The organism is Mesorhizobium sp. 128a (genome assembly GCF_053848025.1).
This window is the reverse complement of sequence record NZ_JBSPKY010000007.1, coordinates 1-18,056: the sequence shown is the minus strand read 5'-3', so window position 1 is coordinate 18,056 and position 18,056 is coordinate 1. Positions and strand designations below refer to the sequence as shown.

13 protein-coding genes are annotated in these 18,056 nt (G+C 57.4%); 1 reads left to right on the top strand and 12 read right to left on the bottom strand.

Features of this window, described 5'->3' with window-relative positions; translation table 11 throughout:
- Nucleotides 1–427 precede the first annotated feature (427 nt).
- The 10 genes from ACWTU9_RS13745 to ACWTU9_RS13700 form a co-directional block, all read right to left on the bottom strand.
- Nucleotides 428–1,882 (bottom strand): amidase, encoded by a 1,455-nt coding sequence (locus ACWTU9_RS13745; RefSeq protein WP_455858730.1) that lies wholly within the window; start codon nucleotides 1,880–1,882, stop codon nucleotides 428–430.
- Nucleotides 1,883–2,004: 122 nt separating this feature from the next.
- The gene (locus ACWTU9_RS13740; protein ID WP_455858729.1) at nucleotides 2,005–3,174 is read right to left on the bottom strand and encodes a M24 family metallopeptidase; all 1,170 of its coding nucleotides are present in this window, start codon (nucleotides 3,172–3,174) and stop codon (nucleotides 2,005–2,007) included.
- A gap of 150 nt (nucleotides 3,175–3,324) precedes the next feature.
- Nucleotides 3,325–4,494 carry a M20 aminoacylase family protein gene (locus ACWTU9_RS13735; protein WP_455858728.1) on the bottom strand — a complete coding sequence of 390 codons (1,170 nt, stop codon included), beginning with the start codon at nucleotides 4,492–4,494 and terminating at the stop codon, nucleotides 3,325–3,327.
- A gap of 261 nt (nucleotides 4,495–4,755) precedes the next feature.
- Complete coding sequence (locus ACWTU9_RS13730; RefSeq protein WP_455858727.1) at nucleotides 4,756–5,865, bottom strand: DUF2817 domain-containing protein; 1,110 nt, start codon at nucleotides 5,863–5,865, stop codon at nucleotides 4,756–4,758.
- A 184-nt stretch (nucleotides 5,866–6,049) separates the two neighbouring features.
- On the bottom strand, nucleotides 6,050–7,825 hold the full coding sequence (locus tag ACWTU9_RS13725) for an ABC transporter permease subunit (RefSeq protein ID WP_455858726.1): 1,776 nt from the start codon (nucleotides 7,823–7,825) through the stop codon (nucleotides 6,050–6,052).
- Nucleotides 7,826–7,845: 20 nt separating this feature from the next.
- A complete protein-coding gene (locus ACWTU9_RS13720; protein WP_455858909.1) occupies nucleotides 7,846–8,892 on the bottom strand; it encodes an ABC transporter ATP-binding protein in 1,047 nt (348 codons plus the stop codon).
- Nucleotides 8,893–9,096: 204 nt separating this feature from the next.
- Nucleotides 9,097–10,293: an ABC transporter substrate-binding protein gene (locus ACWTU9_RS13715; protein WP_455858725.1), complete on the bottom strand. Its 1,197-nt coding sequence runs from the start codon at nucleotides 10,291–10,293 to the stop codon at nucleotides 9,097–9,099.
- 323 nt (nucleotides 10,294–10,616) lie between these two features.
- Entirely contained in the window at nucleotides 10,617–11,318 is a 702-nt protein-coding gene (locus tag ACWTU9_RS13710; RefSeq protein ID WP_455858724.1) for a hypothetical protein, read from the bottom strand.
- 164 nt (nucleotides 11,319–11,482) lie between these two features.
- Nucleotides 11,483–12,652 carry a M24 family metallopeptidase gene (locus tag ACWTU9_RS13705; protein WP_455858723.1) on the bottom strand — a complete coding sequence of 390 codons (1,170 nt, stop codon included), beginning with the start codon at nucleotides 12,650–12,652 and terminating at the stop codon, nucleotides 11,483–11,485.
- A 352-nt stretch (nucleotides 12,653–13,004) separates the two neighbouring features.
- Complete coding sequence (locus ACWTU9_RS13700; protein WP_455858722.1) at nucleotides 13,005–14,441, bottom strand: LuxR C-terminal-related transcriptional regulator; 1,437 nt, start codon at nucleotides 14,439–14,441, stop codon at nucleotides 13,005–13,007.
- Nucleotides 14,442–14,491: 50 nt separating this feature from the next.
- Between ACWTU9_RS13700 and ACWTU9_RS13695 the strand changes: the two genes are divergently transcribed.
- Nucleotides 14,492–14,887, top strand: coding sequence for a hypothetical protein (locus ACWTU9_RS13695; protein ID WP_455858721.1), 396 nt, complete (start codon nucleotides 14,492–14,494; stop codon nucleotides 14,885–14,887).
- Nucleotides 14,888–14,992: 105 nt separating this feature from the next.
- Here the strand turns inward: ACWTU9_RS13695 and ACWTU9_RS13690 are convergent, their stop codons facing one another.
- Together ACWTU9_RS13690 and ACWTU9_RS13685 are read right to left on the bottom strand one after the other, a co-directional pair.
- Nucleotides 14,993–16,072, bottom strand: coding sequence for a hydroxyacid dehydrogenase (locus ACWTU9_RS13690; protein WP_455858720.1), 1,080 nt, complete (start codon nucleotides 16,070–16,072; stop codon nucleotides 14,993–14,995).
- A gap of 197 nt (nucleotides 16,073–16,269) precedes the next feature.
- Nucleotides 16,270–17,220, bottom strand: coding sequence for a 2-hydroxyacid dehydrogenase (locus ACWTU9_RS13685; protein ID WP_455858719.1), 951 nt, complete (start codon nucleotides 17,218–17,220; stop codon nucleotides 16,270–16,272).
- Nucleotides 17,221–18,056 lie beyond the last annotated feature (836 nt).

The window sequence follows — 18,056 nt, the reverse complement described above, 5'->3', positions numbered from 1 at the left end:
TAATGCCCCATGCAAAACTTGGATTTATTAACCTCGCGGACGCCGGCCATTTGGCGGTGATGCAGTTTCTGCTTTTAACGCACGACAAAGTCGGCAAGCCGGGACGGCACCTCCGTACAAGGTTTCTAGACGCCAACGCGAGTGATGGATTTTCGGCGGCGAAAGCGGCCGTCAGGTTCCCGCTCGGAGCTTGATGTTCTGCTCAGCGAAATCACAACGTGAACCTTCCACAGGGACCTGATCGGCAACGGCTCGCGCCAGCGCAGGCTCACCGGATTACAAGGACCATGGCGAAGTCCGTTTCTCCGAATCCTCAAGCGGCTTTGTGTACAGCAAAGGTAATTCAGACCCTGAGAACCTTGTTCGGTGGCGGAGGTACCGACCTCAGGTTCAAACCTGCTCCCGGGATGGCGGATTTCCTACTGGTTCAGTACCCCGGTGGCCACTGACTTTGCGGTCGCAAAAAGTGTTGCGGATACATGGCTTCGAAGGCAAGCGCCGCGGATAGTACATCTGCATCCGCGCCGCGGGCACCTATGATTTGCATGCCGATGGGAAGACCGTCAGCCGTCAGCCCGCACGGTATCGAACAAGCCGGCTGCTGGCTTAGGTTGAGCGGGAAGCTGAAGGAGCACCAGTCGACGACACCACCGCCCTGGCGCTCCGGCGGCACGCTATGGCCGACCGCGAAGGCCGGGATAGGCACGGTGGGCGAAAGAACAAGATCATACTGCGTCAACAAAACATCCATCGCTGCGCCGAACCGGCTGCGGGACAGTTCGGCCGAAATGCGCTCCACGGCGCTAAAGCCTTGTCCCTTGCTAGCGACCTGGAGGAATCCGGGATCGAGCAGGGCCACCTCGACATCCTCGAATGTGGAAAGCCTCTTCGCCGCTCCGGTGAACCAGAGCGCATAAAAGGCGTCGAGGATAGAATCCTGGTAGGGGAGTCGAATTTCGCTGATCGTCGCTCCCGCGGCCTCTAGGTCCGCGAGCACAGTCCCGATGGCGGCACTAACGGACTCATCTACCGTTCCAATGCAGGGTGTCTTCCAATAACCGATCCGCTTGCCTTGCCATTCGGCAGGAGAAACTGCAGCTCGGAAATCGCCGACGGGTGGCTGTGTCCAGTCGCGGAGATCTCGCCCCGACATGACTTCTAGCATCGCCGCAGCGTCACCAACCGTTCGCGCCATCGGGCCTATATGCGCTAATGTCCCGAATGCACTTGGCGGATAAGCTGCGACACGGCCGTAGCTCGGCTTGTGACCGACGATGCCCGAAAAAGAGGCCGGTATTCTGATGGAGCCGCCGCCGTCGGTGCCCAAATGCAAGACGCCGGCACCGCTGGCCGCCGCTGCCGCTGCCCCTCCAGAGGACCCGCCGGGGGTCTTTTCAAGATTCCAGGGATTGCGAGTGATGCCGAATTTGGGACTGTCCGTCACGGCCTTCCAGCCAAATTCAGGCGTCGTGGTCTGACCGATTAAGACGGCGCCCGCGTTTCGGAGGCGCGCGACCGAAGGCGCATCGTCCAACGCCGGGCTCCGGTCGGTCACCGCGCTACCGTAGCTGACTTGCCAGCCCCTCACCGTCACGATGTCCTTGATCGTTGTCGGGACGCCGTCGATTCGCGATAGCGGCTCTCCGGATCTCCACCGCTGTTCTGAAGCCCGAGCCGCTTGCAAAGCGGATTCCCGGTCGATCAAGCTGAAGGCATTGATCGCCGCTTGTGTGTTTTCTGCGTGATCGATGACCGCGCGGGTCACTTCGAGCGGCGAAAGCTGGCCGCTTCGAAAGCCGACCGAAAGCGACTCAACGCCCAGTCGGGTCAGCTCAGACGGTCGCGGCAGTGCAACGGACGGCGCACGAGAGTTTCTCGACACGGCCTTTCTCCTATCTCCAAGCGGCCGTGGCACCCAACGTGCACAGGCTGCTCGTGCTCGCTGTCCATAGAAACAAGATTTCCGTCGCGTGCGAGATCGCAGGGCTACTCATTGAGTCCGGTTCAGATTTCAAAAATCTTGCGGGGTGCTGAAGTGAGAATTTCCGCTCCATCCTCGGAGACGCGGAAAGTCTCGCTGATAACATAGCCGAATTCCTCATCTACCCAGTTGCCGAGCATCAGATGGAACGTCATGTTCGGCACCAATACTGTCATGTCGCCATCCTTGAGGCTGGCAGTTGGTTCGATCCAGCCGATGCCATGCGCATAGCCGCAGCGGGTTTCCTTTTTGAGACCCTGTTTCTCAATGGTCTGGTAGAACGCATTTGCCACGTCGCTGCAGGTCCGGCCGGGCGCAATAGCGGCGATCGCGGCCTCAAGTCCCGCGAGCTGAATTTCGTGGGTTCGCTTCAGCCGGTCCGACGGCGCGCCGAGCGAATACGTCCGCATCAACCCTGCGCAATAGCCATGACGCGACCCCCCCACTTCCAGATTGACCTGCGATCCCTTGCGAAACACATCATCGCTCCAAGGAATGTGGCAGGTGCCCGTCCGGGGTGAGGAGCACAGTCCAATCTGCTCTATCCGCGTCCCGCGTATTCCATCGACACCGCGAATAAGGGTTGCTGCAATTTCCGCCACAGCATCTGCTTCGTGGACGCCGGGTCGAATGACTTCGGCAGCCCGCAAAATCGCAGCATCCGCAATTGCCGCGGCTTGCCGCATCACCGCAATTTCGAGGTCGGACTTTACCAGCCGCAGCCATGTGACCATCTTCGTGCAATCCACAATCCTAGCGGAGGCTAGGCGTGTCTTGAACTTGTCGGCGGATACCGCTGGTAAGGCATAGAGCTCGATGCCGATCCCGCGTTTGGTTGCACCAAGCTCTTCCAGATGTTCGATAACGACGTCATACCCGTCACGCACAGAATTTCCGATCAGCGCTTCCGAATAGGCAATGATCTTGTCGCGTTCCATAAAACACTCATACAGCGCCGCAGGTGCATCGCACTGGCGGAGAATGAATGTCGGCTCCTCGGCATCTATGGTGACGATCAACCCCTGCGGAACATAGCCCGATAGTGCGGTATAGCCGGTGAGATACGTGATGTTGTGCTGATCAGAAACGACTAGCGCTCCAATATCTCGCTTTTCCATTTCTAATTTAACCAGCGAAAGCCGACGCACATATTCGCTTTTCGGGAATGCTTGGGGGCCTCTGCTGATAGACACGATCTTTGCTCCATTATGTTGGCACGGCGAATACGACGGGAGGCTTCGGCCGAACGCTTTCGAACGACCGAGGAGAAATGAAGGCCTCAGCAGGTCAATCGGTTGGCTGCAGGGAACCAACTGATTATGGCGTCATGGCCACCGCGCGGCTTAGCCTGGCGTAAAAGTGTTTCTTTCGACCAAATTGACCCAATAGCCAATGCCATAGGGTATGGCGTCGTCGTCGAAATCATAGGCAGGATTGTGCAGGCCCGCGGTTGCACCATTGCCTAGAAAGATGAATGCTCCCGGACGCGCCTGCAGCATATAGGCGAAATCCTCCGATCCCATGAGAGGCTTGATCTTGTCGTTCACGCAGTCACTTCCGACAAGATCCACCGCCGCCTTCACTGCCTGGGTTGTGCCACTGGTATGATTAAAGGTCATCGGCTCGAGCCGGCGGTAAGAGTATTCGATGCTGGCGCCCATCCCCCGGGCGACACCGTCGGCGCAAAGTTCGATTCTGCGTTGGGCGAAGTTGCGTACCTCAGATGAAAGTGTCCTGACCGTCCCCCCCAGCGATATTTTGTCGGGAATAATGTTATACGCGCTGCTGCCGGTGAATTTGGTGACTGAGACCACCAATGCGTCGGCCGGATCCATGTTGCGCGATACCAGTGTCTGCAAGGCTGAGACAATCTGTGTGCCCACCACCAGCGGGTCGATGCATTGATGGGGACTTGCCGCATGACCGCCCTTACCATGGACCACGATGTCGAATTCATCGAGGGCGGCCATGATGGCGCCGTCGCAAATTCCAAACTGGCCGACACCTAAGCCTGGCATATTGTGCATGCCAAAGACGTGGCTGACCCCGAATTTGTCCATGATGCCTTCCTGCACCATCTTTTGCGCGCCCTGGCCGTCCTCTTCAGCCGGCTGGAAAATCAGAACCGCAGTACCCTTGAAATTGCGTGTGCTGGCCAAATACTTTGCTGCACCGAGAAGCATCGAGGTGTGGCCATCATGCCCGCAGGCATGCATCTTGCCTGGGACACGTGATGCCCAAGCCTTGCCTGATGTTTCCACAATCGGCAGGGCGTCCATGTCCGCTCTCAAGCCGATCGTAGGACCCTCGCCCAAACGCCCATTGATCAAGGCTACCACGCCGGTCTCGGCGATGCCTTCCTCGATGTGATCGACTCCGAAGGATGCCAGCTTTTCTGCGACGAACTTCGCCGTCTCATGCACTCGATAATCAAGTTCCGGGACCTGGTGCAGGTAACGACGCCACACGGTGGCCTCCGCCTTCAGGTCCTGAAATTCTAGCCTACGATGCATATCGGCTCCTTGAGACCCTACCTGCATTCAACAATTATCGGGTCACGAGCGGACAATCCGTTCCGACAGCGCTCCAGTCAAATGCAGTGTTTAGATCATCGGTATCTGACTTTGAGATGAGCCGGACACCAATGACCACTCCCTCGAATGGACTTCGCGCGAGATTGCACTAATGCGCGTCTTGCAAACAGCGCGCGCAAACAGTTGCTATATCTCCCTCGACGCTTGCATCGCTCAAAGAGGGTTCGCCTTGCGGGATGGCTAGGGGCGATTCGTCCTCTGGTAGAATTCCATGGCCTGGGATTGGACCTGATGGCATCGCCATAAGACCATTTCTTTCCAGTCGGCGCCTTCAGGGTGAAAAAATGACTTCACTTCGCTCCTGATCTGACGGCCCAATTCCAAGTTCGCGGCCTCCGGTTGATGCGTGAAGAGGCAGAGATCCTTGCCGATGGCGGCACGCCCGCGTGGGGCGGGAAATGTACCGAATTCGGGGCCGACATAGGTGTGCCGCTCGCCAAGTAGCCCCTGCCAAAATGCATCTTGAGTGCCGGGAATGCAGACCGAGGACGAATCTCCGCGGACGGGGGAAGTTACCGAAGGTCCAAAGATCGCCAAGGCGCGCTGATAGCCTCCCTCGCCCGAGGACAATTCGCATTGCAGTTCACCATATCCGTAGGGCCCAAGCCCTGTATGGTAATCGAGGATTAACACCTCCTCACGGTCCGCCACATCGAAATCGGCGACAATACGCTCGAGCGTGCGGCGCTCTTCGGTCGGCTTTGTTCCGCCGTAAAATACTCCACCGGGATGGGTGTACTGGCCCTTGGCGATCGCGATCCTATAATTCAGGTCGCCGAGCCTTTCCTCGGCGGCCTGAAGGCCCGCCTGTGCTTTTGCCAGGGTAGCCTTCGAAAGATCGGGGGGAACCAGAAAATTAGCTAAGCTCTCATACTCGAGATTTTCAGGAAGCGGTTGGCTGAAATCCACAAAGTTGCGGTTTAGGTCGACGTGCTCCGCGGTGAAACGGCGGTCCCAAGCAAAGCCATAGGCACCCAGCGCATGGACTATGAGAGCGCCTGTCGAGCTGGGCAGTGTCTCGTGGAACCCTTGCCCCATAAACAGCAATTGCGCCGCTGAGCCAGTATAGCCCTCAACCCCATGCGTCGCGGAAATCAGGATGATCAGCCGCTTGGCATTAACCGGACCGAAATAAGCTACGTCGGTGAACAGCGCCTCGCCGGCCGGACCAAGCGCGGTATATTTGTAGGCAGTGGCACCTGGTGCAGTTTGTAAGAATTTGGCGCGCGCTTCCTGATAATCGGCGGAGAACAGCTTTGGCACGTGCGACTTTGCGGTATCGAAGGACATTGGTGACACCTTTATAGCCTAGTTGGGTATGCACAGGGTCTACGGCTCCAACGTGGGGGCGTGCCTTTTGCCTTTTCTAAGCCCACCGTTGGAGAGGGCATCAAAGCGCCTGGCGCCAGGATGGCGCTGCCAGGCAAGGTAGTGGTGCTGCAAAAGCGGGGCGTGAGGGCCTGGCGTGCGCCGGCTACGCCGGTGCACCAAGCATGACAAACTGTGCCTTCGACTTCGACCGGCGCCAGGCGAGATAGACACCGACTAGCCACAACAGCGGGAGGATAGTGAGCAAAGACGCGACCGCGGCCAAGGTCGGATCGATGGCATTTTTGATGTTCTCCCACATTTTCAGTGGCAGCGTGGAGACTGAGAAGCCGCCGACCAATGAGGTGACGACGACCTCGTCAAAGGAGTGAATGAACGCTAGAAACGCACCACCAATAATTCCAGGTCTTATCAAGGGCAGCGTCACGCGAATAAAGGTCTGGATCGGACCCGCCCGCATGCTCTGGGCCGCCTGCTCCAGCCTGCGGTCGAAATTGGCAAGCGTGGCGGAAACAATCACGACTACGTAGCTGACCCCGCCGATGCTCTGCGCCAAGATCACGCCCGTCCGTGTCCCGATCAAGCCGAGGCTGGCTAAGCCGAAATAGCTAGCGACACCGACAACAATCAGGGGGATCGTGAGAGGCGTTAATAGCGCCATCGTCAGAGAGACACGAAGGCGCTGGGAAGTTCGCGTCAGTCCAAAGGCAGCCAAAGTGCCGACGACGGTGGAGATAGCGGCGACGGCGAGACCGATTTCGAAACTCGTCAAAGCAGCCCCGTACCAGGCAGGATCGCCAAAGAAGGAATCATACCAGCGAAGTGAAAAGCCTGATGGGGGGAACTCCAGGACCGAGGCGGAACTGAAGGACATGATAATAACAACCAGTTCAGGCGCAAGAAGATAAGCCAGCACCAGTCCGATAAAGACCCTGCCTGCTATCTTGGGCAGTTGGCTTTCGCCCTCCGACCGATACCGTTGCTGCACCCAGCGGGTCGCTCGCAAGCCAGCCGTGCGCTCCGAAACCAAGCGCAACAGCGACCCAACCGGCGTGATTTTGGACAGGCGTCCCTTGCGCGCTTGCTGACCCGGCAACCCCTGCGCGCCGGACAGATCAAGTCCTACGATCAAGAGAACCGCCATTGCGATGGCCAGCAGGGCAAAGGAGCTGGTCGCAATCGCCTTGACGTCGAATGCACTCGTCACCTGGGCGGCAATAAAGTTCGAAAGCATCGCATCTCTGAGGCCGCCAAGAGCAGCTGGCGTGATGTAAAAACCGAGGCAAATCACGAAAACAAGAACTGTGGCGCTGCGAACGCCTGAAATGCTGAGGGGAAGGAAGACGCGGAAGAAGGCCGTCAAGGGACGCGCGCCCATGCTCCTTGCAGCCGACATTAAGGACTTATCAATACCGACCATCACGCTGATCAGCGGCAGGATCATCATAGGCAGCATAATGTGGACCATGCCGACATAGATTGCCATCCGATTGTATATGAGCTGCAGTGGGCTCGAGATAACTCCCAATTGCAGGAGCACATTATTGATCAACCCGCCATCGCCAAGGATCATGATCCATGCGTAGGTTCTGGCGAGCCCGCTGGTCAGATAGGGGATCACGATCAAAATGATCAGCACAATTCGTAGGTGCTTTGGCGCCGAGACAATTAGATAGGCCGTGGGATAACCGATCAATAAGCAAATGACCGTGGCAATCACGCTGATCTGCATCGTTTGCAGAAGCACGCGTATATTCGCTGTCTGACCGAGAAAACTCGAGTAGTTGACAAGCGAAAATGATGGGGCGTCGAGGCTGATGAGGAACAGTCTGACGATTGGTATGCCGAAAACGACAAAGAGAATAATGAAGGCCGGGGTGACGAGGGCCAAGGTGCGACTTTGTTTGTCAAGCGTTTGCAAGGGCGTGCCCCTTTCAGAACTTAAGATGTCACCAAGCGGATGTCGGAGCGCAACCAGTCAAGGCGAACATCGTCTCCTGGGGCAAAGATGGGCTGGCCCGATGCAACATGTTCCCGCACAGCCAGAACGCGCTGTCCCACGCGGACATTGTATTTACGCACGGCGCCGGCATAGATCATTTCCTCAACCTTGCCGGTGACATGCTGTCTTGCGGAAATGTCGACAGGTTTAGCCGTGGTTGCGGCCACGCGCAGACGCTCTGGTCGGATCATCGGAACCGAACTGATCGACCGGCTTGGCGGCACATTGATATCGACACCCAGGCCATCAAGGATGTTGGCTTCGCCCAAGAAACTCGCCACAAAGCGAGACACCGGCTGATCGTATAGGGCTTCGGGTGTGCCAATCTGTTCGATTTGACCGGCCCGCATCACGACGATCCGGTCGGAAAGGGTGAGGGCCTCTTCCTGGTCGTGCGTGACGCATACCGTGGTTTTTCCAAATTCCCGGTGTAGGCTCTTAATCTCGCTCTGCATCTGTTCCCGCAGATTTCGGTCCAGGGCGCCGAGCGGCTCATCCAAAAGGAGGATCGGCGGGTCGGCGATAAGCGCTCGCGCCAGCGCGACGCGTTGCTGCTGACCACCGCTAAGCTGCGATGGGAACCTGTCACCGAGTTCTGCAAGATGCACGCGCTCCAGCATGCGGCGCACCAGCTGGGCTCGCTCCAGCTGCTTCATTCCGCGCATCTCAAGCGGAAATTCCAAATTGCGGCGAACGGTCAGATGGGGAAACAGGGCGTAGCTCTGAAAAACAATTCCCTGGTCTCTTCGGTAAGAAGGGACTGAGGCCACCGATTTGCCGGAGATCAGAATATCGCCATCCGTCGGTTCGGCAAAACCGGCAAGAAGCATCAGCGCCGTTGTCTTCCCGGAGCCGCTCGGGCCCAGAATGGTCAGAAACTCGCCATTCTCAACCGTCAGTGACAGTTCGCGAACCGCCGCGACTTGGCCATAAAGCTTGGTAACCTTACGAAATTCAATTTGCGCGCTGGTCAACCCGTGATTCATGGCATAGTTCTCTACAAGCGGCGTCTGGATGGCGATGGGATGGCGACCGCTGCCATTCGTTTGGATGTTCCCAACGTTGTCGGCGGAAAAGGCTTGGTCATAGACGCCCAAAAGGTTCGGCATGGATACTCCATAAGAATATCAGGTTACGGCAAGCCCGACTACGCAAGTAGTCAGGCTTGCCTGCCATATTGATATGAAGCCTTATTCGAGAATCCACTTGTTCCAGCGCTGGATCAGCCGGTCAGTATTCGTCAGACCATCGGGGCCGACTTCCACATACCAGGCGCCTTTGACGGGCACGCTCTTGCCGAGATATTCTGGATAGGTCGGCAGCTTCTTCGCTACCTCCTCGGCAATATGCTTGAATGCATTCTTGTTGGTGGGACCTTCGGGGTAAAGCTTCACGAAAGCCGCCTGACGCTCCGCCCGTGTGGCGTACTCAATAAACTTCTGCGCATTATCACGGTTCGGGCTACCCTTCGGAATGACCCAGTGAGCCCAAGTCAATTTGGCCTGGTTGCGGCTGATCTCGACGGGCGCACCCGCATCGATGGCGGCCAACGCTCGACCATCATAGGCATGGAAGAGGTCGCCGCTTTGGCTCTGCATAAGCTGCTGGATCTCGGAACCTGCATCCCACCATTTGCGAATATGCGGTTTGATCTTATCGAGGCTGGCAAAGATACGATCGATATCCATCGGATACAACTTGGCTGGATCAACGCCATCCGCCATCAAGGCCTCTTCCCAAGGACCCTGGGTCCCGTACTGGCCGCCAACTAGATGGCGGACACCAGGGAATTTCTCGACATCCCAGAATTCTGCCCAATTGCCGGGGCGCGGAGCGCCGCTGGGATATTTCTTGGTGTTATAGACCATGTTGAATGAATAGATGAGCTGTCCGACGCCGTACTTGTCCTTCGCGAAATCAAGAAACCCGTCTAGCTCCTCCTTCTTGTAGATCGAGTAGTCGATCTCCTCCAGCAAGCCTTTTTTGATCGCGGTGAGCGTCAGAGCCTGTTCCGTTCCGGCCACATCGACCGTGACATTCTGGCTTTTGACCATCAGCTCGAGCGGGGCCAGTGTGATATCCTGCGTAACCGGGATCATCTTTATCCCAGTCTCTGCCTCGAATGGCTTCAACGTGGATTCAATCAGCGCTTCGCCGATCTGGCCACCATAAACCGAGACACGCAGCTCGTTGGACGAACTTGCCGAAGCGCGGCCTGCGACCCCACTCAGGGCGCCCGCTGCAATAACAGACGATGCTGTCTGCATGAAGCGTCTACGATTGATCTCAAATGTCATTCCCTTGTTCCCTTCTTTTTTCCGTCTTTTGACGGATTGCATCATTGTGAAGTCAGACTTGGCACGTTGTGTTTTTGAGAAGTTCTCCATATGCCGGATCCATCCCAAACCAAGGACAAGCAGAATGCAGCTTGCCTTCCGGCTGTGTTTTTGGGGCTGGACCAAATTTGCCGCTCTTGACTGGATCATTCAGCAACCGGGCAATGCGCGTCAAATTCAGTTTGTATATCCAATCATCTCGTAGCCAGATGGCGAGAAGCCTTGGCCATCCGCGACAACGCCGCGCCCCAGCAAATTTTGCCTAGCGTGCCAAATCCTTGCAGACGCAAGGCTTGCTCGACATTGCCTCGACCCACGCCAGCTAGTGCCGACTAACGTCAGGTCAGTCTGGCGACAGCCGCCGCGCAGATCGGTCAGCCGGCCGCGCTTATCAACATGCGGATAAGATTGTTGACGTCATATTGAGGGAGCTTGGAGAGTTTGCGCATCGCAGGAGCGATGATTGGAATCGCAGTGCATTCAAACAAGATCGCTCCGATATCGGAATGCTCGGCGAGCAGTTTCTCGACACAGGCAACGAAATCTTTTTCTACGGTCCCATAGTCAAATGCTGCTGGTGGGCGTTTCATAAACTGATGCCAGAACTCGCCGCCTTCAATCCCCCCAATCACAATTCTAGCCTGGTCGGCTTCGTCGACGCCGAGCAAGTCCCTGCTACAACAATTTGCATCCGCAGTGACAACAGCCAGTTTTTTGCCCGGCGGCATAAGGCGAAACGCGGTTTTGGTCATTAACAGGCTCGAAAGCGCAACGGGAACCGGGACGGCTGCGGCCACAGCGCGCTGGTGGCGAACAAAGAAACCGCAATCAGCCGCAATTATCGAGGCGCCGCGTTCGACCAGCCGGCGAGCCGCTGCCACACAGGACTCTTCGAGGTTCGGGTCGCCTGGGATCAGTTGATCAGCCCAACCGTTAGCAACCGTTTCCTTGATGACGGGAATTCCAAAAGTTTCCGGATGAAGTACCGCCCCGACAGGATAGTGGATGGAGCTGTTGGGAAGCAGTCCGTATTCAAGTTCCAAGACACCCAGTTTATGCAGGGGCGAAGATGGCATCGGTCCTCCAGCTGATGTGCGTTTCAAAGGAATTCGAAGAAAGGCGGAGTGCGGCAAGATTTGATTAGCTGCGGACCCCCGAACGCAACACGCTCCCATCCGTATTCACCGGGTTCGCCGCGTTCTAGGTGATCCCGTTGACGTTACTTTCGCCCTCGAACTGCTCAGGTCAGCACGAACAGTTCGCGTGGTGTTTTGGTCAGAACTTCCACGCCGGTGTCGGTCACCCGAATGCTCTCGCTGATAACATAGCCAAAGTCTTCTTCGACCCACGATCCAAGATGCATATGGAATGTCATATTGGCCTTCAACAGCGTCTTGTTCCCGCGCTGCAGGCTGAGTGTCGTTTCCATCCAATCGATACCGATGCCATAGCCAGGGCGAGATCTTTTGATGAACCCGTGTTTCTCGGTGGCGATATGAATTGCCTGGGCAACATCGCCGATGACGGCGCCGGCGCGAACCGAGCTCAAGCCGGCACTTAAACCCGCCATCTGCGCTTCGTGGATTCGTAACAACCGCTCAGAGGGTTTCCCTAGCGAATAAGTTCGGCATATCGGCGCGGTATAGCCATGCCGCACGCCTGCAATTTCCAAGTTGATCTGCGACCCCTGTCGCAACACGTCCTCGCTCCATGTCACATGGGGCGTGCCGATTCGAGCCGATGCGCAGAGAAACGGCGTTGTAACCCATGTGCCCGACTTGCCATTGGCTCCATGCGCCAGCGCGCCAATGATCTCGGCGATTGCATCGGCCTCCCGCACTCCGGGCTTCATGATTTGCGATGCTCGCAACACACCCGCATCGGCTATGGCGGCCGCCTCTCGCATTACTTCGATCTCGAGATCCGACTTGACGCTCCGGATTTGCGTGATCATGCCCGCGACATTGGCAATCTTGGCCTCGGGAAGCCGCGTCTTAAACTTCTCGGCCGTTTCGGCCGCAAGACTTCCAAGCTCGAGACCGATGCCGCGACCGCCAAAGCCGCCGTCAAGAAGGAAATCAATGACCGCGTCAAAGCCATTCTTGTTGGAGTCGCCCATCAGTTCTTCGGGATAGCCGACGATATTGCTGCGATCCAGAAATGTTTCCTGAATGGCTGCCGGCGTATCCATCCAGCGTAGAATGAATGTCGGTTGCTCGTCGCGCGCCGTCACCACCAAGCCTCTAGAGTCATAAGATCGCGCGGTGGATCCGGTAAGGTAAGTGACATGCGCGGGATCAGTCACCACAACGGCATCGAGGTCCCGCGCTTCCATCTCGTGTTTAACCGCGGACAGCCTCCGCAGAAATTCAGACCTCGGAAAAGCTTGAGGACCCCTGACGACTGGCACTGTGAAGACCCTCCGATTGAGTTATGGCTAAATGGGTCACACGTGTCGCGTTGACCTCGCCGCGATCTTACGCCAGGCATCGTGCCTAATTCGGCACAAGGCATGACCATGCGCGACGAAAAACTGCGAAACAGCGGGCGGTCACGCAGCTTTAGGTCGAATTGCTATGACCCATGAAGCACGCCAGCCTCGGCGTCTTATGGCCGTATCTTGGCAAATGAGGAAGGTCGAAGTCTGGCTTTTTTAGCCGCTCCTTGGCGTTCTTGACGTGGGGCGGGCGAACTGGGCCGCTTCCGGTCGGGCGGCTTTCAGGAACTGCCCTGGGAAAGCAGACGCAAGCTGGTCGTGCGCCTCATTGCGAAATGCGGGCTTTCGCGGCGTGGCGTATGGCCCGCACCGCGTCGGGGTTAGTCACCGGATAGTTCGTGATGAAACGCTCGGCCGAAAAATCCGGAAATTCGGTTTTCAGGCGGACCTCGATCCTACCCGCATCGCCCGCCTCGCCCACGGCCGAATGTGCCAGCGCCAAAAACAAAAGTACATTCGGAGAATCCAGTGTACTTCTGCGCAACGCCGCGATGGCTTCCCTGTACCTGCCGGCCGTGAACAGGATGCGGCCCAGCATGCCGAAATACCAAGGGGGGGCCAGCGGATTGAGGCGCATGGCACGCTCGATCAGCGGCAGCGCCTCGGTCGGATCGCCAGCGACCAGCGCTCTGCTGCCGGCCAGCAGCGTCAACGTATCGGCATGGTTGGAGCCACATTCGAAGGCACGGCGATACGCACGCTCGGCTCCTTCGATGTCGCCAAGACACCCCCGGACGTCGCCGAGGCAATTGCACGCGACGCTGTCCATGGGATCCAGCAGAATCGCTTTTTCGACCGCCGTCCGCCAGTTCTCGATCGAGCCCTGCGGGTCGTTGCTGAAGCCGTTGGCACCCTCGATCGAATAGGCATAGGCAAGCGCGGTCCATGCCCTGACCAAGGTTGGGTCAAGTTCAACCGCGCGTGAAAACAGGCGTATCGCTTCGGCGGTGCCGGCGCGGCTGAATGTGTCCTGTTGTTCAACACCAAGTAGATAACAGTCGTAGGCACGTAGACTGGCCGGCGGTTTGCGGCGGATCGCGTTGCGTCCGAGCGTCGCAAGCGCGCCGTAGCTGCCTGCGATCACATTAATGACGCTTTCCGTCAGGCTGTCTTGCAGCGTAAATACATCCTCAACCTGGCGGTCATAGCGCTCGCTCCATAGGCTTACGCCGGTGCTCGCATCGGCGAGCTCTATCGATAACCGAACCCGCCGCTCGTCGGCACGCAATTGACCTGACATGATGTAGGTGGCCCCAAGCGCCTTGCCGTCGGCGGCGAAATCGGCAGGTTTGCTGTCCAAGGATTTCATAGTGTGGAAGGCAATAACCGGCAGGTCCGCGTAGCGCGCCAGGTCGATGGTGATGTCCGACGAAAGGCCGTCGGCAAAGCGGCGCCATTGCTCGTCCGACTGCAGACATTCGATGGGGAATATGGCGAGCACGGGAGAGGCTTCTGCCGAAGGCGGCAGCCCGTCCATAGCCTTGTCGAGAGCTCCATTGATCTGTGAGGCAAGCGCAACTTTGTTGCGCACGCCGAGCTTGTCATAGATCGAGACGAGATGGGTGCGCACGGTCGAAGGGGCGATGAACAGCGCCTCGCCTATCTCGCGATAAGTCAGTCCGGCTGCGAATTTCTCCGCCACCGCGCGCTCCCGATCGGACAGCGCGCCGGGACCGGGTGAAGATGTCTCGATGCGGCTCATGGCAGACCGATCGGTACGGTTTCAGCTTTTGCATAGGCAAAATACTACAAATGCTGGAGCCCGAATACACCATCTGCCCGATCCCCCTGCTGCCAGACTCGATGCAAATTCCCCTACAGCAAAAAGGGTTGCATCGGCGAAAGGAGCCTTTCATGCGCGCTGTTTCGATTGGTCTGGTATCCGGGATCCTGTGTTTGTCCAACGCACCGCCGCCGTCGTTCGCAAGCGGATGCAGGCAGCTGCTGGAGTCGGATGTGAAAATCGCCAGCATGCGTCTTTATGCCGATATCGTGGCCGATGCTGCCCGCAATGGCTGGAACTATGCACCTGAACTGATCGTCAGCGGCTCAAAGCGACATTTCGATGAGCTGAAACTCCGATTAATCGACCTCGGCTACGAGATCGTACCGGTCGGCGCCCAACGGAATTGCGGCATCGCAAGCTGATCGCCAATACTTGTTGGTAGTCGTGTAAAACTGAGCCCGCAGTTGAGGAATAAGCTTGCTTTGTTTCTCAATTTTGTAGTGGTACATAGGGGCACCAGATTAATATCAATTTACAAATTCACGACCTCCTGCACGCGCTTGCGGGTTGACGATATCGGCCTGTCCTTCGCCGCTCATCATGGCCCACAGGTTCTTGGCCGCATGCCAGCCGATGGCCTTGGTTCCTTCTGTCGTCCAGGCCGCTACATGCGGTGTACACAAGACATTGGGTAGAGAGAAAAGCGGATCGTCGGTCTTGGGCGGCTCGTGGTCGAATACGTCGAGGGCCGCACCCGCGATTTGGCCATTGGCCAGAGCTGCTCGCAGGGCCGTGTAGTCGATCAGCGATCCGCGCCCGGTGTTGACGACGATGGCTGACGGTTTCATCTTAGCGAACGCGGCGGCGTTCAGAATGTGATGGTTGTCCGGGCTAGGCGTTGCGTGCAGCGTCAGGAAGTCGGATTGCTCCAGTAGGGTGGAGAAGTCGACGAGTTCGATGCCTGCAGGCGCTTCCTTCAGAAAGGGATCATAAGCAACGATGCGGGCTTCCCACCCCGACAGCCGTTGCGCCACGCCACGACCGATGCGGCCAAGGCCGAGGATGCCGACGGTGGTGCCACGCAGCGTCGCACCATGTGTCAGGCCGCGCCATCCGCCACGCCGCATGAATTCCGGCGTCCACGTGCCAAGTTGTTTGGCAACAGCCAGCATCAGGGCGACCGCGTGCTCACTGACGGTGAAGATCTGAAAATCGTTCGGCGTGCTCGAAACTAGAATGCCGTGCTCGGTGGCGGCGTCGATGTCGATTCTGTCGACGCCAATGCCGTATTTGGAGATGTAGCGCAAATCCGGAAGCGCCTGCATGACGCGCCTGGTGATGCGGGTACCGCTTGCCCCCATCAAGGCGACACAGCCATGTGCCTTGGCAATCAGCTCATCCTCGGTGAAGCGCTTGAACGGCATTTCCCAGAGCGCGTGGCCGAAAATAACGTTGACCCCACGCTCGCGCAGCCAGTCCAGCGAGGCGTCAGTCGGGTCGTAGCGTTCAAATGCGAGAACGCTGGGCAAACCTTGAGCGCTCATGATGGTGGCGATCTCCTCAATACTTTCGAAGTGGCCTGGCTGAACCGTTCCGGTCGATTTCAATTTGCTTCGAAGGGCTGTTCGGACGGATTGCGCTGGCAGGTATTGGGCCGATGCACGCGTATCGCCCGCGGCTGCCGGCAGCAGCTTGAGCGCTCAGCCGCAACGCTGCCCGACGGCTCGCAACCCGGATATGGCGACGTACTCGCTGATGTCCACGCTTCATGAAGATCGGAACCTGTCAAAGGCGCTACTTCGATTCAATAACCCCGTTCGAGGTCAATCTTGTTGGACAGAGGCTCTCCTCTTGCAACTTGACCGCAGAGATCGGCGGCTTGGTCGATTCCAGAATCCACCCAGAAGCTAGCGACATGAGGGGTGATGGTCACCCTGGGATGAGTCCACAACGGCGATGAAGCCTCCAGGGGTTCACGCTCAAACACGTCAAGACAAGCACCAGAAAGCTGACCTTCCTCGAGGGCGCGGATCAGGTCGGCTTCGTTGACATGCGCGCCCCTGCCGACATTCACAAGATAGGCACCTCGCTTCATTTTCCCAAACGCACTGGAGTTCAGTATCCCGCGAGTGTCACCAGTCAGGGGAAGTGAACAGATAACGTAGTCCCGACTTGCGAGTGCGTCCGCGAGCTGGGCGCGACCAAAGTAACTATGTATGCCAGGAAGGGTCTTTTGATGGCGAGACCAGACTGCCGTGTCGTAGCCCAAGTCCGCAAACAGCTTTGCGGCCCAGCCACCGATCCGCCCCGCACCCAGCACAACAATTCTTGTCTCGGAGATCTTCCGCGGCGCGAGCGGTTTCCAAACCTTGCGAGTTTGCAGACCCATGTAATCGGCAACATGCCGTTGCTGGCAGAGAACGCGAAGGACGATGTACTGCACCACTTCCGAAGCCTGCTCGCGCGTTGCGAGCCTGATGAGCGGAACACCCTTGGGAAAGCTCTGAAGATCAATACCCTCGACACCGGCCCCCAAATAGACGACGGCGCTTAGCCCCGTCATGCCGTCAAAAAAGCCAGGACTGGCGCCCTTGTCGATCAACACAATATCTATTTCGCTTTTGTTCCCGGCGTCTGGCCAAAGCCTGAACTCCAACTGCGGCACGCGGTTTTTCAGCTCAGCAGCCCATACTTGTGCATCAATGTAGTCAGGATACTCGTTCACCATGAGAACGGTAATGGGCTCGCCGAACACTCCGCACCCTCCCAGAGTCAGGTAACTAGGCATTCACCGTGATGAAACACCATCGTCTCGACGCATTGGTTTAACAGGGATGACCGGCTCCGGCATTGCGTCGGTGCTTTTGGTCGAGCGCTGGTTGAAAAGCCAAAAGGCCAGAAGGAAATATCCAACTTGCAAAATAATCAACGTGAGTGCGGTCCAGGCGAGCGTTTTCCAGACGGACCCGGTTGCTATGTAAGTCCAGATCGCCACAACGGTCGACGTGGTGAACATCCCAACCAAGAACCGCGGAAGAAGCATCGTGCTCACCACCTGAAAGGGACTTGATGTAAGCCAATGCTAATTTAGCTACCACTCACGTTATGAGTCGAGTTGTTTTTGCAGGTGGCCCTCGCGAGCTCGGAAGTCGCATCCCGGCACGTCCGGCCTGAGCCACCACCGAAAAGAACCCCAGAGCCCATATCGGGGAGGTTTAGGCGGCGAGGCGACGTTCCATGAGCCATTCCCTAGAGAAAGCTAGTACAAGCGCACGAATACTGCTTACAACCGAACGCGCTTTCAGTTTGCATCTGGGTTCGGCATCAAGGCTTTATCAGTCGTTTTCGCGCAGCCGGGTAGCACGGAGTGCCGCCGTGCCTCCAACCACTGATGGGCCAGTCTCGCGGGGTCTAATCTTGGGAGCGGCACCCCAGTTGCACAGCGCAACCATGACCAAAAGCCCGGCGCAAGTCATGTCCGCTTTCGGGCAACAGCGAAATGGCTCCGAATGACCAAGATGAGGCGGTGGGTTCAACCGGTCATCGCAACACGCTTTAATCTGAGAGGATGAGGAGGTGTTGCATGGTGAC